Origin of the sequence: Pseudoalteromonas sp. S1608, assembly GCF_005887265.1 — a bacterium.
Taxonomy (GTDB): domain Bacteria; phylum Pseudomonadota; class Gammaproteobacteria; order Enterobacterales; family Alteromonadaceae; genus Pseudoalteromonas; species Pseudoalteromonas undina.
The window spans coordinates 1-20,359 of the sequence record NZ_PNDK01000002.1 but is presented as its reverse complement, the minus strand read 5'-3'; the positions used below and the strand labels follow the sequence as shown (position 1 = coordinate 20,359).

The window sequence follows — 20,359 nt, the reverse complement described above, 5'->3', positions numbered from 1 at the left end:
AGCCGTTCTTAAGCTAATTCATTTATATAATATCAAATACTGAGATCCTCGATGCGCTCCAGACAAAGTTCAGTAAAACGCCCCGACGCCATGAATTTAAAACAAAGCGTTCAAACTCTTTGGCCTTATATCACTAAGTTTAAAGGCCGTGTGCTGATTGCTATATTAGCGCTCATCGGTGCTAAAGGCGCGACATTACTCATGCCATGGGCTTTAAAAGAAATAATTGATTCGGTTGATAAATCAATTAATCCACTACTTCTTGTTCCTACTTTATTACTGATTATGTACGGCGCATTGCGCTTTGCTAGTGTATTTTTGGGTGAAGTACGCGATGCAGTATTTTCGCGAGTCACCGAGCATGCCATGCGAGATATTGGACTTAAAGTGTTTAAACATTTGCACTCATTAGATTTAGCTTTTCATTTAGACAGGCAAACTGGCGGCATAAGTCGAGACATAGAGCGTGGTACCAGTGGTTTAAGCTTTTTAATGCGTTTTTTAATGTTTAATATTGTGCCCACGTTGTTTGAAATAATGACTGTGGCGATTATTTTTGGCAGCTTGTTTTCTATTTGGTTTGCGCTGATCACCCTATTGGCTGTGGCTATTTATATTTTTTTTACCGTGACGGTTACCCAATGGCGAAACCGCTTTATTCGTGAGTCAAATGCTGCCGACAACCAAAGTAACACCCGTGCCATCGACAGTTTATTAAATTACGAAACCGTAAAATACTTTAATAATGAACAGCATGAAGCCCAAACTTACGATACGTTTTTAGCAACATGGGAACAAGCTCGATTAAAAAACAGACTCTCGTTACTGGCGCTTAATTCAGGGCAAGCGCTGATCATTGCGTGTGCCATAACCGCATTAATGTGGCTTGGCGCTAATGAAGTGGTTACCGGCGAGTTAACGATTGGTGAGCTGGTAATGATTAACGCGTATATGATTCAGCTTTTTTTACCCCTTAACTTTTTGGGGTTTGTGTACCGTGAAATACGCCGCGCTCTTACCGACCTTGAAAACATGCTTGGATTACTAAATACCTCTCCCAAAGTAGCAGATAGCGAAACCGCGCAACCATTAGCACTCAAAAATGGGGCAATTAGCTTTGAAAACGTCAGCTTTAGCTACGATAGCAAGCGTCCTATTCTTAAGAACGTCAGTTTTCATGTAAATCCTGGTGCTAAGGTAGCGGTTGTAGGTGCTAGTGGCGCAGGTAAAAGCTCGTTAGCCCGCTTGTTATACCGTTTTTATGAACTTTCATCGGGCGCTATAAGAATTGATAATCAAGCCATAAACACAGTTACCCTCGCAAGTTTGCGTAAAGCTATTGCCATAGTGCCGCAAGATACTGTGTTATTTAATACCAGCATACGCGAAAATATTCACTACGGCAGACCCAGCGCCAGTGAAGATGAAGTAAACAAAGCTATAAACATGGCGCATCTAACAGACTTTATTAATAGCCTAGATAAAGGCGATAAAACGTTAGTAGGTGAACGCGGACTAAAAGTCTCTGGTGGCGAAAAACAACGTATTGCTATTGCTCGCGCTATTTTAAAACAATCGCCAATTTTAATTTTTGACGAAGCCACTTCCGCGCTCGACTCACAATCTGAACAATCCATATTAAATGCTATGCGAGAAGTTGCCTCTAATCATACCAGTATTGTTATTGCGCACCGCTTATCAACAATTACCGATGCCGATACAATTATCGTACTCAAAGCGGGAGAAGTAGTAGAACAAGGTAAACATGATGAATTACTCATGCAAAATGGTGAATATGCGCACATGTGGACCTTACAACAAAAGCAGTCAAAGGCGCAATAAACTAAGCCTCTCGGGTACGATTGAAGTATCTGAGTGCTTTTTTGCTATTTTGCTATTTTGCTAGTATTTCATTCATCTTATCGACCGGTACGGTTATTCACCTCAAAAGGTTTGTTTGCAGTGAAGTTATCAATACAATCAAGTAGCTATTTTTATAACAAAAATATAACGAATTAAATAACGTGAATTCATAGGGGAAAATAATGAAAAAGAGTTTAATTGCAGCGGCGCTCGCTGCCACATTTATTACTGGCTGTTCTGAGCCACAAACAACAAAAACTGAGCAAGTAGCAGCAGTTGCAGAAAAGCCACAAGCAACAGAGCAAGCCGAATTAGGCACGTTTGGGGTTGATTTAACTGCGCGTAACGAAGCTGTAAAACCAGGCGACGATTTCTTCATGTACGCCAGTGGCTCATGGTACGACAACTATGAAATGCCAGCAGATAAAACCCGTTACGGTGCATTCTCTGCGCTAGCTGAGCGCAGTGAAGATCGCGTTAAAGAAATTATTGAAGAAATTGCAGCACGTGAAAACTTAAACGCCGAAGAGCAACTGGTCGCTGACTTTTATAACTCGTACATGGATACCGAGACGCTTAATAAACTTGGTATCACGCCAATTAAGCCGTTGCTTAACGACATTAATACGGTTGCCTCTACTGATGATTTGGCAAAAGTATTTGGCCAATCTTGGCTTACGGGTGTAAGTGCACCACTTGGTGGCGGTATGTGGTTTAACCGTTTAGATCCCAATAAATACGAAATGTCATTAGGTGCAGGTGGCTTAGGTTTACCTGATCGTTCTTACTACCTTGAAGATGCAGAACGTTTTGTAAAAACCCGTGAAGCGTATGTTGCACATATTGCCGATATGCTTAAATTTGCAGGGGTTGATAATACCACAGAGCGTGCACAAGCGATTTTAGCGCTTGAAACCAAAATTGCAGAAGGTCATTGGCCACGTGAAAAACGCCGTAATCGTGATTTAACCCTAAACCAAGTAAAACGTGATGAGTTAAGTGCGCAATACCCAGGATTTAACTGGGATTTATACTTTGCACAAACAGGTTATAAAGTACCACAATTAAACGTATCGCAGCCTGAACCTGTTAAAGCCATGATTGACTTAATCAATAACGAAGATTTAAGCGTATGGAAAGACTACCTTACATATCATGCGATTAATGGTAACTCACGACTATTATCTGAAGAAATATTTAACACTAGCTTTGCTTTTTATGGAAAAGAGTTAAATGGTCAACAAGAGCCACGTCCACGCTGGAAACGCGCTATCAGCCAAATGTCTGGCACTAGCTCATTGGGCTTTGCAATTGGTAAAATTTACGTAGATCGTTATTTCCCTGAGTCATCTAAGCAACAAATGTCTGAGCTTGTTGAAAACTTACGCACAGCACTTGGTGAGCGTATTGATAACTTAGATTGGATGGGTGCAGAAACAAAAGTAAATGCGCGTGCAAAATTAGCGGCGTTTGTGCCAAAAATTGGTTACCCAGATGAATGGCAATCGTATGAAGGCTTAAGCATTAGCAAAAATGATTTAATGACTAATGTAAAAAATATGCGTGAGTTTTTCCAGGCTGAAAGTGTAGAAAAAGAGCTGAAAAAGACCGACCGTAATCGTTGGGGCATGACACCACAACGTGTAAATGCTTACTACAATAGTTCGTTTAACGAAATTGTATTCCCTGCCGCTATACTACAACCGCCGTTTTTCGATCCAAATGCAGATCCAGCAGTAAACTACGGTGGCATTGGCGCTGTAATTGGCCATGAGATGGGCCATGGCTTTGATGATCAAGGCTCAAAATCTGACGCTAACGGCATTCAACGTAACTGGTGGACTGATGAAGATCGTGCTGCTTTTGATGCTAAAGCTGACAAACTGGCAGCTCAGTACAGCAAATATGAGCCAATTCCAGGTAACTTTGTAAATGGCCGCAACAGTTTAGGTGAAAATATTGGTGATGTGGGTGGTTTAGCCATGGCTTATCATGCTTACAAACTAAGCTTAAATGGTAAAGAAGCACCGGTAATTGACGGTGTAACCGGCGATCAACGTTTCTTCTTAGCATGGGCACAAGTATGGAAAGAAAAACGTACTGAGCAAAGTATGTTAAACCAATTACGTGGTGGTACACACGCACCAGGTCGCTTTAGAGCACAAGCGCCTCGTAACCATGATGCTTGGTATAAAGCATTTGATGTAAAACCAGGCGATGAGTTATACCTACCAGAAGAAGAACGCGTTCGTATTTGGTAATACCTGACAAACGTTCATCATTTGTAACGAATAAACAGCCCGCTTATGCGGGTTGTTTTATTTTTGGCTACTAACAATACTTACTAGCCCTACCCCTCATTTACCTTTAGAATATGGGCTTGCAAATTTTTTTCAATTATTTATACATATTAAGGCGAAACGCAGATGGGAAGAGCTTACCAAAACAAAAAAGATTCAATGGCTAAAACTGCGGGTGCTAAAACTAAAGTTTATTCTAAATACGGTAAAGAAATTTATATTTGTGCTAAAAACGGCGGTGTTGATCCTGACGGCAACCTAGCACTACGTCGTTTAATTGAACGCGCTAAAAAAGACCAAGTACCGGCTCACGTAATTGAACGCGCCATTGATAAAGCTAAAGGCGGCGGCGGTGAAGACTATGCAGCCACGCGTTATGAAGGTTACGGCCCAGGTAATTGCATGATTATTGTTGATTGTTTAACCGACAACAACAAACGTACTTTTGCTGATGTACGTGTATGTTTTACCAAAGCAAACGCTAAAATTGGCGCACAAAATTCGGTATCACACTTATTTGATCACCTTGCTATTTTTGTATTTGACGGTGACGACGATGAAACCGTACTTGAAGCGCTGATGATGGCAGATGTTGATGTTACCGACGTTGAAGTAGAAGACGGCAAAGTGACCGTATTTGCACCGCACACTGAATACAACAATACCCGCACAGCACTTGAAGAAATGGGTGTGACAGAATTTGACGAAGACTTAATTGCCTTTGTACCTCAAGTTGAAGCTCCTATTGAAGGCGAAGACGTTGAAGTTATGGAGCGCTTTTTAGCCATGCTTGAAGATTGTGACGACGTACAAAACGTGTACCATAACGCTCAATTTTAATCGTTAAGCGAATAATCTGAGCTCTGTATCTTCAGCGACAACTGCGTTGAGTTTACTTGCAATAGATTATGTTTAAAGGCCAACTTAGTTGGCCTTTTTGTTATATGAAGAATGGATTAGTTAATAACCCTCATAACTAGGGTCTGTTGGCTTTTATAGTTGTTATGCGGCCATGGATCTTATGGCCGCAATCTAAAACTACAGACTATTTTTGTTTTTTAAACGGGTAAATTTGTTGCTTTAGCATACCTACAGGCATGTAGTCCCCGACAACACCATATTCTTTAGGCCACTCTGCTTGCCCCTTTACCGCAGTACCAAATAAGTAATCTAAAAACGAGAAATGGGCTGCATAATTTCGATCAATGGCAGCTTTATCGGATGCGTGATGCCAATGGTGAAACTGCGGAGTAACCATAAAATATTTCAACCACCCAAATTTTACATTCACGTTAGCATGATTAAATACGGCTTGAAAACCAACAATAATTACATATAAGCTGATTATTTGCTGTGAAAACCCCAGCACAAATATAGGGGTTAGAACTAAACTACGGGTGATCAGTATTTCTAAAATATGCTGACGGGAGCCCGCTAGCCAATCCATTTCTTTGGCACTGTGATGCACACCATGAAATCGCCACATAAATGGCACTTCGTGATAAGCACGATGTGTCCAATACTGCATTAAATCAGCCACCAAAATAATTAAAAATAGCTGTAGTATAAACGGCATTTGCGCTATGTAAGCTTGCAGTGTGCTCGAAACCGCCCAACCAAAACCATAATGAACAAAATGATTAGTAACCAGTAATACAAAGCCCACTATTAAGTGATTCACAAAGAAGTGGTTTAAATCCCCGCGCCATTCACTACGAAGTATTTTTTGCTCTTTTCGATGCGGAAGTAGTTTTTCAATTAAGATAAAAATTAAGGTAGAGCCTAGTAAGTCTAATATAAACCAATCTAAGCCAATATAAGGAGTGTTATCTGCAAAGTCATTCACTTCAACATTCGGGCCACCAAAGCTAATGGCCAGTACAATAAAAAACCACGCAGTTGCCCCTAAGCGCTTATTCGTATTTCGTACAAAATTAAGTAACCCTAAGCTACCGGAAATAATAAGGGCAACAAACATAAGCTGACGTAAAAAGTCGACGCTATAGCTTTTGCGTAGTTCTGGAGTCGTTAAATATTCCGGAAAGTGGAATGCAAGCACTCCTAAGCAACTTAATATTGCCAAAAAGCAAGCAATATAACCGCTGATATTACCCTCACCAATTTGCAGGTGACTAGTACGAAATATTTTTTTAGTGACATGTTTTAGCATTATTTTCCTTAATATGGCATGCAGTTCCCTATTCTAATGCGCACATTCTAGCAAACTTTGGGCTAACTAAAACACAAAAAAAGCCACGCAGTGCGTGGCTTGGCTGGATAAAGTAAAATTTAACTACACGGAAAAATTATAAATAAGCACCCAGCGCTTTAACTTGATCTAACATGCGGTTTGAGAAACCCCATTCGTTGTCGTACCACGCCATTACTTTAACTAATTTACCATCAGCACGCGTTTGCGTTGCATCAAAAATAGATGATGCTGGGTTATGGTTAAAGTCGATAGAAACAAGCGGTAGCTCGTTGTACTCTAAAATACCTTTCATAGAGCCAAACGCAGCGTCTTTAACCACTTGGTTAATTTCTTCAATGCTTGTATCGCGCTTAGCAATAAATGTTAAATCAACTAACGACACATTAATTGTTGGTACACGTACCGCCATGCCATCTAGTTTACCGGCAAGTTCAGGCAGAACTAATCCAACCGCTTTTGCAGCACCCGTTTTAGTTGGGATCATAGATTGAGTCGCACTACGCGCGCGGTATAAATCTGGGTGGTATACGTCAGATAAGTTTTGATCGTTGGTGTAAGCATGAATGGTGGTCATGCTACCTTGTTCAATTCCTACTGTATCGTTAATTGCTTTAGCAACAGGCGCTAAACAATTGGTTGTACATGAAGCATTAGAAATAATGTTGCTATCGGCATTAATTACATCGCTATTTACACCGTGCACTACGGTAGCATCCATATCTGTACCAGGAGCCGATACCACTACTTTTTTCGCGCCTGCTTCAATGTGCTTGTTAGCTGCTTCGCGAGAAGTAAATAAACCCGTACATTCAAGCACAATATCAACGTTTAGTGCTTTCCACGGTAAATTAGCAGGATCACGTTCTTGCGTTAGCGTGATCACATCATCGCCAATTAGCATGGTGTTGTCTTTTAGCGTTACTTGCTGTGAAAAACGACCGTGTACTGAGTCAAACTGAGTCAGATGAGCATTTACATTGGCTGGGGCTAAATCGTTAATAGCCACAATTTTAATTTCATTATTTTGCTCTGATTCGTACAGTGCACGCAATACATTACGACCGATACGGCCGTAGCCATTAATTGCTACATTAATCATTTTTGACTCCTATTAACTTCACATGCTTGGCGAGCAAGCGTTTCAATGGCTTGCCAGTCTTTATTTTCAATAAGTTGTTTATCTAACATCCACGTACCACCTACGCAAATAACATTGTTAAGTGCTAAGTAATTAGGGGCAGTCGCTAAACTAATGCCACCAGTTGGACAAAAAGTAATATCAGGTAATGGGCCACCAATCGACTTTATCATCGCAGTTCCGCCTGCGGCTTCAGCAGGAAAAAACTTTAAAAATTTAAAGCCATGTGCTGCCAAGTTCATCACTTCGCTTGGGGTAGCTGCACCTGGTAAAAAAGGGATAGTTGACTCTTTTGCCAATGCTAACAGTTCATCACTTACACCAGGGCTCACCATAAAGTCAGCGCCCGCTTCTACTGATGCGTTAAAGCTTGCTTTATCGACCACAGTGCCAGTGCCCACATATGCCTCTGGTACTTCAGCTTTCATTAACTTTACAGCTTGTGCAGCAATTGGTGTACGCAGTGTAATTTCAAGTGCTTTTAAGCCACCGTTATACAACGCTCTTGCAAGTGGTGCAGCATCTTCTAATTTTTCGATTACCACCACTGGCACAACGGGTGCCGATGCTAAGATTTTTTCAATACTCATTACTTGTTCCTCATTACCCAATATGGCTAATTATTATTCAAGTCCAAAAGCACTTGCACCTAAATCGGCACTGCTTACGATATTTCTAAATCCAGTAAATAATTCACGGCCTGTACCAAATGTTTGGCTTGCTTGGCTAATTTGTAGCTCACGCTGTGCAAGCTCTTCGTCGCTTACATGCACTTTTAAAATACCATTTGGCGCATCTAAAGTAACAATATCGCCTTCATGGATTTTAGCTATAATGCCGCCTTCAACTGCTTCAGGTGCTAAGTGGATTGCCGCAGGAACTTTGCCTGATGCACCCGACATACGTCCGTCAGTAACAATAGCCACTTTGTAGCCCTGATCTTGTAATGTTGCCATTACCGGCGTGAGCTTATGAAGCTCTGGCATGCCTTTAGCTTTAGGGCCTTGCTCTTTAAGAACAGCAATAAAATCTTGGTTAAGTTCACCACGGCTATATGCGTCTTGTAACTCACCTTGAGAGCTAAATACTTTAGCTGGCGCCGACACAACTTGATGCGACTCTGCAACAGCAGAGACTTTAATAACGGCTTTACCTAAGTTACCCGTTAATAGCTGTAAACCACCTTGCTTACTAAATGGATTATTTACAGGGCGAAGTACTTCTTCATCATGTGAGTTTTCTGGACACGCAACCCATTTAACTTTACTTGGGCCATTGGCATCGCTCATAATTAGGTTGTCGTCTTTATCAAGCATTGGCTCACACATGTAAGGTGCAAGGCCTTCGCCTAAAATAGTGGTTACATCTGTATGTAGGTAACCAGCACCTGCTAATTCACGCATTAAGAAGCCCATACCGCCAGCTGCTTGGAAATGGTTTACATCAGCTGAGCCGTTAGGGTAAATACGTGTCAGTAACGGTACAACAGCGGATAAATCAGACATGTCTTTCCACGTAACCTGAATACCAGCCGCTTTTGCAATTGCCACAATATGGATTGCATGGTTGGTTGAGCCACCAGTTGATAGCAAACCAACCAAGCCATTAATAATGGTTTTTTCGCTGATCACATCCGCTAAACACGGGCCATCTTTGTTTTCTGTAAGCTGCTTAAGCATGGTCTCAACGGCATTACCCGTTAAGCCATCACGCAATTCTGTGTATGGATTGATAAACGAGCTACCTGGTAAGTGTAAGCCCATAATTTCCATTAACATTTGGTTTGAATTTGCAGTGCCATAAAACGTACACGTACCAGCACTGTGATAAGAAGCACTTTCCGCCTCTAATAACTCATCGCGAGATACTAAACCTTGGGCAAACTTCTGACGCACGCGTGCTTTGTCTTTGTTTGGAATACCTGACTGCATTGGTCCTGCTGGTAAAAAATACACAGGTAAGTGGCCAAATGATAAAGCACCAATTAATAAGCCAGGAACAATTTTGTCACACACACCTAAACAAAACACACCATCAAACACGTCATGCGATAACGAAACCGCAGTAGACATAGCAATAACGTCACGAGAGAAAAGCGATAGTTCCATGCCGTCACGACCTTGGGTAACGCCATCACACATTGCAGGTACACCGCCAGCAACTTGCGCGGTCGCGTCAAATTTAGTGGCAATGCTTTTAATTAAATCTGGGTATTCTTTGTAAGGCACATGCGCAGATAACATGTCGTTATAAGAATTAATAATTGCAAGGTTTGGCACCTCATCTGCTTTTAAACGCGCTTTGTCATCGCTGCTGCACGCAGCCATAACATGGGCAATATTGCCACAGCCTAAACCAGCACGAACTCTTGTTTGTTTTTTTGCGTGCGAAATACGATCTAAATAGGCTTGACGGGTTTGTTTACTGCGCTCAATAACGCGTTCTGTGACTTCTTGAATTCGAGGGTGCAACATAATTTTACTCATCTCTATTCGTTAGAGGATAAAGGCTCAGTAACAATTATAGACTCCACGAAAATAACTGTACTGAGCATCTTTGACTTACCCGTTCAAAGGTACGCTACCAGGGAGCCTCTCACAACAACCCTGACACCGGTGTCAGGGTATTAACGCATGACAATGACACCGGTGTCAACCCTGAGTAATAAAAATAGTCCTTTTTTTTAACATGTACAATAAATAAACGTGAATTTTTAGTGAAATACCAGCGGCAAATAATGAAGATTAAAAATGCAGATAAAAAAAGCCCGAGTAAGCGTCACTCATACTCGGGCTACTGTGAAAAAGCGGTTTTATTTTACGGCTGCGGTTGACTCTCGCGTGATTAATTTTGCTTCTAAAATCACCTTATACGGCGACTCTTGCGGCTCAATAATATGGGTAATTAACTGGGTAACAGCTTGTTTAGTCATTTCTTCTACGGGTTGCGCTATAGTCGTTAGCCCGGGCCAAATATGACGCGCTATGGGGGCGTTATCAAAGCCAGCAATAGAAATGTCATCTGGTACACGCAAGTTACGCTGTGTGGCTAATTTAAGTACGGCGGCTGCCATGTAATCATTCGATGCAAATACAGCCGTAGGACGTGGCGATAAATCTAAAATACTACGGGCACTGTCTACCCCTGAATGGTAACTAAAGTTACCCTCTTCAACTAAGCGTTCGTTAAATTCAATACCATGGCTTGCTAAGGCGCGCCTGTAGCCTTTAAAACGCTGCTGTGTAGCACTGTGATCTGGGTGACCTTTAATAAACGCGATAGAGGTATGCCCTAGGTTTATTAAATGTTCAGTAATTTCAAATGCGCCCTGCTCGTCATTACTGGTAACAGAAATAGAGTCATCTTCTAAAATAGCAGAAGCCACTCGAGCATAAGGAATCTTTTTCGACTTTAAAAAATCAACCAACTCTGAAAAGTCACAAAATGGCGGCGTAAGCACTAAACCATCAAGGCGTGATGACTGCAATAGCTGCTCTATGTTGTTAATGAGTGCATCACCTCTGAGCTCACAAGGGTGAATCAGCAAGTTATAGTTGTTTTCTTGGCAAGCAGCTAATGCGCCTGTTTGCACTCGAGTAATATAACTTTTACTTGGGTTATCGTATAAACAACCAATAATAAAACTACGGTTTTGTGCAAGCCCTCGAGCAATGGGATTAGGTGTGTAATCAAGCTCTTTAAATACCGCTAATACTTTCTCGCGGGTGGCCGCGCTCACATTTGGTTCGTTATTCAGTACGCGCGATACTGTTTTTTTAGATACACCGGCATAACTAGCAACGCTATTTATAGTGACTTTTTTCATCTATTTATTTCCAAATGTATGCAACGTAATTAAACCTGTTGACTCGTATGCAAACACGCGGCAGCACCAATTAAAGGAATGTTGTCTTGTGTTACTAATGTGACCGGAATTTGACCTGTATATTGCGACATAATACCCTTTTGTGAAAAGCGCTCAATGAAGCGGCTTTCTAGTAAACGAGCCTGCATTCTTGGTAATATGCCACCGCCAATGTAAAGGCCACCAAGAGCACCATAAGCAAGCGCTAAATCGCCTGCTACACTGCCAATCCAATCACAAAACTGATTAAGCGTTGCCTCACATACTTCACATTCACCGCTGTTGGCTAAGCTACTAATTTGTGCAGCGTCTAAATTCTTTGCGGCGACCCCTTTAACTGCAGCCATTGCTTTATATAGATGAGCAATGCCTGGTCCAGAAAACACCGTTTCTACCGATACATGTGGGTGGTCTTTCTTAAGTGCTTGAATAAGCTGAGCGTCAAGTTCATTTACCGACGCTAGAGAAATATGACCACCTTCTGAACTCATTACCGCACACGAATGTGCAGTTCTTACTAAACACGCTGCACCAAAGCCTGTACCTGGGCCCATTACACCAATATTTGCTGTGTCGTCTGCTTGGCCAGGTTTAACGGTTACGTTTTGAGAAGGGTCTAAATACGGAGCGGCGTAAGCGAATGCAGCAAAGTCGTTTATTACGCTTAATTGTTCTAAGTCAAAATGGTGTTTGAAATCATTAACGCTAAAGTGCCAACCTAAGTTAGTTAAGTGAACTTGGCCTGCGTTAATTGGGCCTGCCACTGCTAGGCACGCACGTTTAGGATTTATATGAGACACTGTTGATAAGTAATACTCGGTAGCACTTTCGAGCGATCCATAATTAGCACTTGGAAACGTATGATTATGCTCAATGGTAAATTGATTACTTGATTCATCAAACCCCGTGATCAACGCAAAGCGAGCATTTGTGCCGCCAATATCGGCAACCAGAATTGGATCAAAGTGTGTGCTAGAGTGTAAACCCATAGTGTTATCTCTTTTGTTTAAGTAATGAGTACTTATTATTTTAATGGGGTATCATTGATACTTATTTACTTTGAGCTATCACCTCAAAGCAGCTATCACTGTAAAAAAGGCTACCTTTAATAATAAAGGTAGCTAATACGTTTTGACAACAAAATGATAAAACGTCCTTATTGTGACACCGGTGTCATGAAAAAATCAATAAAAAAATGCCTTTATTGACAAATAAGCTTGAAAAAAATCACTAATAAACGAGAATAGCCCCTTATTGTCCTCTTAAATAAGTAATCGTGATGAAAGGTAAAGCCACCTCATTTGATATAGCCCACTATGCTGGGGTGTCTCAATCTACAGTTTCTCGTGCTTTACGAAATAGTCCCTTGGTAAATGATGAAACCCGAAGGCGGGTTCATGACATTGCCAAAAAGCTTAATTACAAAGTTGATAAAAACGCCAGTAACCTGCGTACTCAACAAAGTAGCACCCTAGCTTTATTGTTGTTTGAAGATCCGACCTCAGATGAATCGCAAATCAATCCGTTTTTTTTAGCCATGCTGGGCAGTATTACTCGTGCCTGCGCTAAAGAGGGTTACGATTTACTCGTGTCATTTCAATCGGCCAGTGCTGATTGGCAGGCAGATTACGAAGACAGTCACCGTGCAGATGGCATCATTTTATTAGGTTATGGCGACTATATAGATTTTCAGCCTAAATTTAACACCTTACTTGAACAAAACACCAAATTTGTTTGCTGGGGGGCTAGCGTTGATAACCGCCCTGATTTAACCATAAGTTGCGATAATTATGGCGGTGGTAAACTCGCCGCCGAGCATTTATTAGCTCATAGCCGCAAAGACTGCGCGTTTATAGGCGATGCCTCTGATCATAGCCCCGAATTCTTTGCCCGCTTTAATGGCTTTAAAGACGCGTTACAACAAAACGGCATTTCACTCAATGAGCGTAAAATTGCCAATGCTATCTCTACCGAAGAGTCTGGCTATCATGCCACGCGTTCTTTAATTGCTAATAACATCACCTTTAATGCACTTTTTGCTGCTAGCGACCTTATAGCAATAGGCGCAATACGAGCATTAAAAGAAGCCAATATTAACGTACCAAAAGATGTAGCCGTGATAGGCTTTGATAATATATCTATTGCCAGTTACATTAATCCGCCGCTGACAACCATAGAGCAAAATACCACTATTGCTGGGCAAATGTTGGTTGAAAACCTATTAAAGCTCATTAGGGGTGAGCAAGTGCAAAGCACCCTACTACCACCGCGTTTAATTGCACGTGGCTCAAGCTAATTCATTCAGTAAAACCACTTTTAAGAAGCAACAAAATTAAAGGCAACAGCGCTCTTTTACCTTAAATTAATTCAGGCTTTATTGCATTTTTACGGTCATTTGTCCTTTTTGCTTTCAATACTAAAGCTGGTGCTTTCGTAACATTAACAGGCTATTCACACCTCGCTATCACATTAGTTTTTTTAATCTGAAAGCAGCTGTTTTTAATGTAATTTTTCACTCGTCAATGCATGCTTTTATCACTACAATCCTGTTTTTATTTTATTGTTAAAACTTCAAGCGATCATCTCATGCTATTAACCATCGTTTATATTATAGGTATTACAGCAGAAGCCATGACCGGTGCTCTTAGCGCTGGGCGCAGAAACATGGATTGGTTTGGTGTTATGTTAGTAGCCAGTGCCACAGCTATTGGTGGTGGTAGCGTGCGAGATATTTTATTAGGTAACTACCCGCTGACTTGGGTAAAACACCCAGAATATTTACTGATCACTTGTCTAGCCGGTATTGTTACCACTTGGTTAGCAAAATGGGTGGTTAAATTTAAAGGCATATTTATGCGCCTAGATGCACTAGGGCTTGCTGCGTTTAGTATTATTGGCTGCCAAGTTGGACTTAATATGGGTTTGCACTATGGAATTTGTGTGGTCGCAGCTATAGTAACAGGTGTATTTGGTGGATTATTACGAGATTTAATTTGTCGTCAAGCACCATTAGTACTTCATCATGAACTTTACGCAAGCGTAGCACTTATAGTCGCGTGTTTATACTTAGCGCTACACCACTACAACATTGATGACAATATCAGCGTGGTTGCAAGTTTAGTTGTTGGCTATTTAATTCGAATGGCGTCGGTACGCTTTAAATGGCGCTTACCAACATTTAATTTATTAGAACCCGCTAATTTAAATAATGAGCAATAACAGCAGTGGTTAATGCCCACCAGCCCTAGCACTTTTAAATAGCCCGAATACTTTTCGGGCTAACGAACTAACCACAAAAAGAACTCCCAAAGCAAAACACAGTATGCTCAAAGGCATAAACACGCTTTCATGTAGAACACCATTATGATCAATATACTGATACACACTGTTTTCTATCAGCATAAAACCCGTGCCAAGCAATAAAAAGCAAACACTTAATGTGGCTGTTTTGTTTGTAAAAAAGCGCATAATCTATCCATAACTATTTTATTAAATTGTCGGGATAGCAGTTTGAATGAGCGAATATTAATCTACAGTGACTGAGCAACATTAATTTTTAAAATAAAAGTCACGCTCATTAAACTAAGCTTTTAGACATATAATAAAACCTGTCGTCTTCTTTATCTATGTTGAAACCTGAACGTGTGTAAAGCTTGTGCGCAGGGCTTATTTTAAAAACCCGAAGCCTAAGTTGCATAGCACCTTGGAGCACAGCTAAACGAGCACCCTCATCAATTACTGCAGCACCAATACCCATATTTTGAAACGCAGCATCTACTTGTAAGTCACGTATATAGCACCCCTCATCATCAAAAGCCAAGCGCATTGCACCCACTACATCGCCATTTAACAAAACATCCCAATTTTCAAGGTCTGAAATTTGCTCACATATTTTAAGTTGCTGCCAATCAACACCATAATGCTCATAATATCCACGCATATTGGTGTAGGTTAACAGTGCCGATGCCATTAAATCAGCTGTGGGTTGATAACACATATTCATTATTGTCATTCCTTTGTTTAGCGACCTTTACAAGACTTGTTGTGTTTGCTGGTTTTTAAAATATTTATTTACTAATAATGACTGCAACAAGCTAGTACTACTGGATGTAGCCCAGTACAAAGCAATTGCAGAAGGAAAATTAACGAGAGTAACCACACAAATAATTGCGGGAATTAGGAACAATAAGGTGCTGGTTTGTTCTGCGCTACCTGGCATCATCATTATAGATAAATATATAATAGCCCCCACTAATAACGAAAGCGCAATATCAGGCTTTGCAATACTGGCAATCCAAGCAAACTTACTATTAAATACAATTTGTTGCAGAGCCTGAAAAGTTCCAAGGCCAAATACACCTTGGCTTGCCATATTAATCACACTTTTTTTATCGATAAACTTAATATTTTGCTTTTTATATAACGCCATAGTTAATTTTGCGATTTCACTGGGGTGGTCTTTATAGTTGCTCTTTATGCTATCTAGCTCAGGTTTTAGTGCGGCAATTGCTTTTTTATTTCTAACCATATTAGCCATAGCGACAAGGTTAATCGGCATTAAAACTAATCGTCCAATAACGGTAAACAAAATAATTGCAGCCGCTTGGCTTACGCCCACATCTTGAGTAAAAAAGGTGATTGATTGCACAATAAAATCAGTAAATAAATTCCAAATTTCCATTTTAGTTTTCCTTTTAATATTATGTATTAAAAGTAACCATCACGACATATTATGTCAATGATTTATTTTAAACTAAAAATGGGTTGCTATTTAACTGTAGTTTAGATTCTGATATTTAGTCATATGGATATTGCAGCGCAACTAAAAATATTTTATTAAATCTAGTGTACTTGTTTTGGTGGTTTATTAATTACATGCTTTAACCAATGTGTCCATAAAGCAAACATTAAAAGCATCGAGTTTATACCGATCATTATCCAAGGCCTCAACTCAAATGCAAAAACACTAATAACAAAAGGAATAAGAGGGATAGAGAAACCAATTGTTGTCAGTAATACCCCAGGGTAAAAGAAAAAGAATCCCCAGTTTGTCTTTAGGTATAACCCTATGGCAGAGGTAAATAAAAGAATAATCCATATAATTATTAGCAAGTTATTTGCAAGCGTCAATCCAGCCGCCCCTATGATTGAAAACATTTCCCAATTAACGAGCAATGTAAAAACGATCAGAAAAGAAATAACTCTTTGTCCATATTTGTATACTAAATCTTGCATATCGACTTACTACCTAAATTAAAAAACAAAATTAAAGATGGGTGTCTTGTTTAGTTGTGTTAATTATTTTTTAGGTTTTCGTAAGTACGTATGCACGGGATATAACTAAAGGAAAAAAATCTTCTTCTAAAAGTACAGCCCATTGTCCATCACCAAAACGTTCAATACGATTCGCATTTGTTAGTACATTACGTAAATTATCATGGGAAGCAATATCTATATTGGACATGATCTTTTTTACTTCACGTGGGTCATAATCAATTTTAAACCATGGAGGAGCACATAGAGCATTCATAAATTTATAAATAACTTCAGGATATTTAGGATAACCACCTAAGTATTCTATATCCGGTAACGCCTCCTTAGCCCGCCTATAGTCTTTTTCAAGTTTTTCCACATCACTTTTTGAAAACATACATCCTCCATGAAACACTAGACATAATAACTCACATACGGTGTTAGCTTAATTCAAACCCAGAAACTCTAACATGACATCCATCACAAAAAAATTAAGATGGGTGTGAGCTTTATTTTTATTGAACCAACAATGTACACAGTAAACCTAATATTCAATTCACAACAACCACACTTATCTAAAAATTTAATAAGTACGACAGAAACATGCCTTACTATTGCTTATTTTTAACCATAAGATAGTCAATAGTTGCAACACATATAGAAAAGTAAAGTACGCCAAGGTACTTCCACAATAAGTACTTTGCACTATCGAGTGAAAAAATATTAAAAGAAAATAAGCGACCGTCCTTTATAACAAAGACTAAGGCCAGAAAAAGTAAACATCTCATTATATTTAAATAAGTTAAACGGTTAAGTTTATCAAGAATGAAAATGATAGGAATACCAATTACCGTATTACCCATATATGCAATCACCCCCCCAAAAAAACTGATCATCTTATAAGCTTCCCAGAGTTCACTTTGGGTGACTTCTAACTGTATAGAGAAAATACTAGCGAATAAAAATACAACGCCTAATGCCGGAAATATTATTAAAGGTGCGAATAGCAACATGCTTAAATATCTCAAAGCAACCTCCTTGCTATAAAAAAGCCGCAATAACGGCGTACAATATTAGATGGCTAAACATAGTATGAGTGATTATATCAACGGATATTACAACAACGTTAGACCACATCATTATAATGCCCGTTTAACACCAAACGAATCTGAGGTTAGATACAAAGACTCTGAAACTGTGCCCAAAATTAGTTGACCACTACACTTTAACGCTCAAAACAGCGGCGCATTTATGCGTCCGCCTGCTTTTGCTTGTTATAGCAGTCGATACGCACCAGAAACAACGAACTTTGCGGAGCGATAGCGTAGCCCATGAAATTCATGCTCAATCCTTGCTCGAAGACGGCACGAAGAACGATGCCGCCGAATTTTTTTCTGACTATCCCGCAAGGCTGCCCAAATATTCCCGTTGATACAGGATGTAAATTCCATGAGGCTAGGGCTACGCACCGACAAACGCAGCGAGTTCCTCGGGCTCACCAGAGGGAAACTCTTCTTTTAGAAAATCCATAAAAGCCGAAACACGAGCATTGAGCAGCCGGCGTGATGGATAGAGCGCCCACAAGGCAATTTCCGAGCCTTCGGCTTCACTCCAGCATACGAGTCGTCCAGCATCCAGATCCTGACTGACCAATGACACCGGAAGCCGACCGGCTCCAGCACCGGCACGCACAGCATCGCGCACCATAATCATCGACGAAAGATGAAGTATTGGATTCACTGTCAGGCACTCTTTCCCACCAGCAGTGATTAAATCCCATGTGGACACCTGCTGGCCAGCTCCCCGCACAACAGCCGGAACCGGTTGATTAGCGGAGAGGCGTATTATGTCAGGATTAGCAACAACCACCAATCGATCGCGCAGGAATACTCGCCCATAAAGATTTTCATCGGTATCGGGATTCACTCGAATTACCAGATCATAACCTTCGTCAACCATGTCGACAGGCCGATCTTCTGTAGTGACTTCAAGTTGTACATCTGGGTATTTCGCTGCGAAGTTGGCGGCAAGCTTCCCCATAGCTAACTGGCAGAACAAGAGTGGAGCACTGATGCGCAAGAGGCCTGAGGGGCGGGTTGCTCCAGAAGCAATTGAATTGACAGTTTCATCCAATTCAGTAAGCAAACTTCTGGTTCGCTCGTAAAGTGCCATTCCCTCCTGAGTCAGCTTGAGTGTGCCTGATCCGCGCTCGAAAAGCCTTAGTTGAAGGCTGCTCTCCATCTCGGCAATCCGACGGGACAAGGTTGCCTTTGGGCGCCCAGTCGCCCGTGCAGCTCGTCCAACCCCGCCATGCAGGGCAACCAGATTGAAATCAGCGAGCGCAAGTAGATCCATAGTGTTCCACTAGTAAGACAGACTGTCTAAATATAGCATCTATCGAATCATTATTGAAACGATTAGAGTGAAAGTCGTAGTAAACAATACCTTAATTTTTAATTTATCAGGAGTAACACTTATGACTATTCTCGTAACTGGGGCCACTGGCCGTGTCGGCCACCATGTCACAGAACAACTCGTCAATCGCGGCGCCCATTTGCGCGTGCTGACCCGTGATCCATCCAAGACTACATTCCCGGACGGAGTGGAAGTTGTTAAAGGCGATTTACTCGACATAGATTCGCTGCGAAACGCATTTAACGGCGTCACTAGCCTGTTCCTGCTCAATGCTGTTACCGGCGACGAATTTACTCAGGCCCTCATCACGTTGAACATAGCTCGTGAGGCGGGAGTTAAACGAGTGGTGTACTTGTCGGTATTTGACGCTGATAAAGCAGTAAATGTCCCCCATTTTGCCGTGAAGTATGGAGCCGAGCGAATGCTTGAACAGATGGGGTTCAGTGCGACCATCCTGCGGCCGGCTTACTTTATCGACAACGAGCAAATGATTAAGGATGTGATCTTCAACCATGGAGTCTACCCGATGCCAATTGGTAGCAAGGGTATTGCTATGGTAGACATCCGTGACATCGCCGAAGTTGCCGCGATCGAATTGATCCGTCGCGATCGGGCCTCGGAGAAACTGCCTGCTGACACCATTAATATTGTCGGTCCAGACACGCTTACGGGTTCGGACGTGGCCGCGATCTGGTCGGAAATTCTCGGCCGCCCAGTTAGTTATGGCGGCGACGATCCCAGCGCATTCGAGCAGAATATGGCGACCTTCATGCCGAAGTGGACCGCTTATGAAATGCGCCTGATGGCCGAACGCTATGTCAGCGACGGCATGATCCCCCAGTCTGACGACGTCGATCGTCTGACACGAATCCTTGGCCGACCACTGCATAGTTATCGCAGATTTGCCGAGACGCTTTTCTCTCAGACGACCGCAAAGGCTTGAGTGTGGCAGTTAACGACCAAGCTTGAATATCAAGTAAGTCTGTCTGTTTGCACGAACATCTTTTACGCTGCAAGAAAGAGTAGTAACACTTTCTTGCAGTGCTACAACACCCGTCAAAACAACACACAAAAAACGATATGAGGCCGCACTGGGGTACAACGGTGGGCTTTCATGGGGGGACCTGCCACAGCTAATTTTTCACCGAACCCGGCAGAGCTCAAGCTGTGCATCTATATCAGGGGCCGTCTAATCCAAGTGCTATAACGCTTCAATAAGCGGAAATTTATAGTTGGCTAAAATATTGAGCGAAGCGAAAAACAGCCAACTGTAAATTTTCCTGCTTGATTGACTTGTATGTTTCTTAACACTT

The 20,359-nt window shown here is 41.3% G+C and carries 19 protein-coding genes and 1 pseudogene; 7 read left to right on the top strand and 13 right to left on the bottom strand.

What is annotated here, in order from left to right; genetic code table 11:
* Positions 1-51 precede the first annotated feature (51 nt).
* The 3 genes from CWB75_RS00405 to CWB75_RS00395 all read left to right on the top strand — a co-directional run bounded on the left by CWB75_RS00405 (position 52) and on the right by CWB75_RS00395 (position 5,003).
* Entirely contained in the window at positions 52-1,842 is a 1,791-nt protein-coding gene (locus CWB75_RS00405) for an ABCB family ABC transporter ATP-binding protein/permease (protein ID WP_171039086.1), read from the top strand.
* 203 nt (positions 1,843-2,045) lie between these two features.
* Entirely contained in the window at positions 2,046-4,124 is a 2,079-nt protein-coding gene (locus CWB75_RS00400; protein ID WP_138569582.1) for a M13 family metallopeptidase, read from the top strand.
* 165 nt (positions 4,125-4,289) lie between these two features.
* Positions 4,290-5,003 (top strand): YebC/PmpR family DNA-binding transcriptional regulator, encoded by a 714-nt coding sequence (locus CWB75_RS00395; protein WP_008110544.1) that lies wholly within the window; start codon positions 4,290-4,292, stop codon positions 5,001-5,003.
* Positions 5,004-5,208: 205 nt separating this feature from the next.
* Here CWB75_RS00395 and CWB75_RS00390 read toward each other — a convergent pair whose 3' ends face one another.
* From CWB75_RS00390 to glk, 6 genes are all read right to left on the bottom strand, one after another.
* On the bottom strand, positions 5,209-6,333 hold the full coding sequence (locus tag CWB75_RS00390; RefSeq protein WP_138569581.1) for a sterol desaturase family protein: 1,125 nt from the start codon (positions 6,331-6,333) through the stop codon (positions 5,209-5,211).
* A 136-nt stretch (positions 6,334-6,469) separates the two neighbouring features.
* Positions 6,470-7,474, bottom strand: a complete 1,005-nt coding sequence (gene gap / locus CWB75_RS00385) for a type I glyceraldehyde-3-phosphate dehydrogenase (RefSeq protein WP_138569580.1) — start codon at positions 7,472-7,474, stop codon at positions 6,470-6,472.
* A complete protein-coding gene (gene eda, locus CWB75_RS00380) occupies positions 7,471-8,103 on the bottom strand; it encodes a bifunctional 4-hydroxy-2-oxoglutarate aldolase/2-dehydro-3-deoxy-phosphogluconate aldolase (protein ID WP_138569579.1) in 633 nt (210 codons plus the stop codon). The genes gap and eda overlap by 4 nt, the downstream gene beginning before the upstream one ends.
* Before the next feature lie 33 nt (positions 8,104-8,136).
* Positions 8,137-9,987 (bottom strand): phosphogluconate dehydratase, encoded by a 1,851-nt coding sequence (edd, locus tag CWB75_RS00375; protein ID WP_138569578.1) that lies wholly within the window; start codon positions 9,985-9,987, stop codon positions 8,137-8,139.
* Between the two features lie 338 nt (positions 9,988-10,325).
* Positions 10,326-11,339, bottom strand: a complete 1,014-nt coding sequence (locus CWB75_RS00370; protein ID WP_010389842.1) for a LacI family DNA-binding transcriptional regulator — start codon at positions 11,337-11,339, stop codon at positions 10,326-10,328.
* Positions 11,340-11,368: 29 nt separating this feature from the next.
* A complete protein-coding gene (gene glk / locus CWB75_RS00365) occupies positions 11,369-12,367 on the bottom strand; it encodes a glucokinase (protein ID WP_138569577.1) in 999 nt (332 codons plus the stop codon).
* A gap of 290 nt (positions 12,368-12,657) precedes the next feature.
* Here glk and CWB75_RS00360 point away from each other — a divergent pair, with 290 nt between their 5' ends.
* Both CWB75_RS00360 and CWB75_RS00355 read left to right on the top strand, forming a co-directional pair.
* Positions 12,658-13,674: a LacI family DNA-binding transcriptional regulator gene (locus CWB75_RS00360; RefSeq protein WP_076920235.1), complete on the top strand. Its 1,017-nt coding sequence runs from the start codon at positions 12,658-12,660 to the stop codon at positions 13,672-13,674.
* Positions 13,675-13,964: 290 nt separating this feature from the next.
* A complete protein-coding gene (locus CWB75_RS00355) occupies positions 13,965-14,597 on the top strand; it encodes a trimeric intracellular cation channel family protein (protein ID WP_075169453.1) in 633 nt (210 codons plus the stop codon).
* A 9-nt stretch (positions 14,598-14,606) separates the two neighbouring features.
* Here the strand turns inward: CWB75_RS00355 and CWB75_RS00350 are convergent, their stop codons facing one another.
* The 6 genes from CWB75_RS00350 to CWB75_RS00325 all read right to left on the bottom strand — a co-directional run bounded on the left by CWB75_RS00350 (position 14,607) and on the right by CWB75_RS00325 (position 17,659).
* On the bottom strand, positions 14,607-14,846 hold the full coding sequence (locus CWB75_RS00350; RefSeq protein WP_138569576.1) for a DUF3955 domain-containing protein: 240 nt from the start codon (positions 14,844-14,846) through the stop codon (positions 14,607-14,609).
* A gap of 109 nt (positions 14,847-14,955) precedes the next feature.
* Positions 14,956-15,381, bottom strand: coding sequence for a GNAT family N-acetyltransferase (locus tag CWB75_RS00345; protein WP_138569575.1), 426 nt, complete (start codon positions 15,379-15,381; stop codon positions 14,956-14,958).
* 27 nt (positions 15,382-15,408) lie between these two features.
* The gene (locus tag CWB75_RS00340; RefSeq protein WP_138569574.1) at positions 15,409-16,059 is read right to left on the bottom strand and encodes a YidC/Oxa1 family membrane protein insertase; all 651 of its coding nucleotides are present in this window, start codon (positions 16,057-16,059) and stop codon (positions 15,409-15,411) included.
* 161 nt (positions 16,060-16,220) lie between these two features.
* Entirely contained in the window at positions 16,221-16,613 is a 393-nt protein-coding gene (locus CWB75_RS00335) for a hypothetical protein (RefSeq protein ID WP_138569573.1), read from the bottom strand.
* Positions 16,614-16,683: 70 nt separating this feature from the next.
* Positions 16,684-17,028: a DUF6508 domain-containing protein gene (locus tag CWB75_RS00330; RefSeq protein WP_109874716.1), complete on the bottom strand. Its 345-nt coding sequence runs from the start codon at positions 17,026-17,028 to the stop codon at positions 16,684-16,686.
* Positions 17,029-17,242: 214 nt separating this feature from the next.
* Complete coding sequence (locus CWB75_RS00325; RefSeq protein ID WP_138569572.1) at positions 17,243-17,659, bottom strand: hypothetical protein; 417 nt, start codon at positions 17,657-17,659, stop codon at positions 17,243-17,245.
* Positions 17,660-17,711: 52 nt separating this feature from the next.
* Here CWB75_RS00325 and CWB75_RS19180 point away from each other — a divergent pair.
* A pseudogene (locus CWB75_RS19180) lies at positions 17,712-17,846 on the top strand (IS3 family transposase); the annotation flags it as partial.
* Positions 17,847-18,092: 246 nt separating this feature from the next.
* Here the strand turns inward: CWB75_RS19180 and CWB75_RS00320 are convergent.
* The gene (locus CWB75_RS00320; protein WP_138569571.1) at positions 18,093-18,986 is read right to left on the bottom strand and encodes a LysR family transcriptional regulator; all 894 of its coding nucleotides are present in this window, start codon (positions 18,984-18,986) and stop codon (positions 18,093-18,095) included.
* A 121-nt stretch (positions 18,987-19,107) separates the two neighbouring features.
* Between CWB75_RS00320 and CWB75_RS00315 the strand changes: the two genes are divergently transcribed.
* Complete coding sequence (locus tag CWB75_RS00315; RefSeq protein WP_138569570.1) at positions 19,108-19,989, top strand: SDR family oxidoreductase; 882 nt, start codon at positions 19,108-19,110, stop codon at positions 19,987-19,989.
* Positions 19,990-20,359 lie beyond the last annotated feature (370 nt).

Excerpts from the sequence above, each read along its gene's own strand:
- CWB75_RS00340 (WP_138569574.1), bottom strand. The coding sequence starts at position 16,059 with ATGGAAATTTGGAATTTATTTACTGATTTTATTGTGCAATCAATCACC.
- CWB75_RS00395 (WP_008110544.1), top strand. The coding sequence starts at position 4,290 with ATGGGAAGAGCTTACCAAAACAAAAAAGATTCAATGGCTAAAACTGCG.
- CWB75_RS00315 (WP_138569570.1), top strand. The coding sequence starts at position 19,108 with ATGACTATTCTCGTAACTGGGGCCACTGGCCGTGTCGGCCACCATGTC.
- CWB75_RS00390 (WP_138569581.1), bottom strand. The coding sequence starts at position 6,333 with ATGCTAAAACATGTCACTAAAAAAATATTTCGTACTAGTCACCTGCAA.
- CWB75_RS00400 (WP_138569582.1), top strand. The coding sequence starts at position 2,046 with ATGAAAAAGAGTTTAATTGCAGCGGCGCTCGCTGCCACATTTATTACT.
- CWB75_RS00320 (WP_138569571.1), bottom strand. The coding sequence starts at position 18,986 with ATGGATCTACTTGCGCTCGCTGATTTCAATCTGGTTGCCCTGCATGGC.
- CWB75_RS00350 (WP_138569576.1), bottom strand. The coding sequence starts at position 14,846 with ATGCGCTTTTTTACAAACAAAACAGCCACATTAAGTGTTTGCTTTTTA.
- gap (WP_138569580.1), bottom strand. The coding sequence starts at position 7,474 with ATGATTAATGTAGCAATTAATGGCTACGGCCGTATCGGTCGTAATGTA.
- CWB75_RS00335 (WP_138569573.1), bottom strand. The coding sequence starts at position 16,613 with ATGCAAGATTTAGTATACAAATATGGACAAAGAGTTATTTCTTTTCTG.
- eda (WP_138569579.1), bottom strand. The coding sequence starts at position 8,103 with ATGAGTATTGAAAAAATCTTAGCATCGGCACCCGTTGTGCCAGTGGTG.
- CWB75_RS00360 (WP_076920235.1), top strand. The coding sequence starts at position 12,658 with ATGAAAGGTAAAGCCACCTCATTTGATATAGCCCACTATGCTGGGGTG.
- CWB75_RS00355 (WP_075169453.1), top strand. The coding sequence starts at position 13,965 with ATGCTATTAACCATCGTTTATATTATAGGTATTACAGCAGAAGCCATG.
- CWB75_RS00405 (WP_171039086.1), top strand. The coding sequence starts at position 52 with ATGCGCTCCAGACAAAGTTCAGTAAAACGCCCCGACGCCATGAATTTA.
- edd (WP_138569578.1), bottom strand. The coding sequence starts at position 9,987 with ATGTTGCACCCTCGAATTCAAGAAGTCACAGAACGCGTTATTGAGCGC.
- glk (WP_138569577.1), bottom strand. The coding sequence starts at position 12,367 with ATGGGTTTACACTCTAGCACACACTTTGATCCAATTCTGGTTGCCGAT.
- CWB75_RS00345 (WP_138569575.1), bottom strand. The coding sequence starts at position 15,381 with ATGAATATGTGTTATCAACCCACAGCTGATTTAATGGCATCGGCACTG.
- CWB75_RS00370 (WP_010389842.1), bottom strand. The coding sequence starts at position 11,339 with ATGAAAAAAGTCACTATAAATAGCGTTGCTAGTTATGCCGGTGTATCT.
- CWB75_RS00330 (WP_109874716.1), bottom strand. The coding sequence starts at position 17,028 with ATGTTTTCAAAAAGTGATGTGGAAAAACTTGAAAAAGACTATAGGCGG.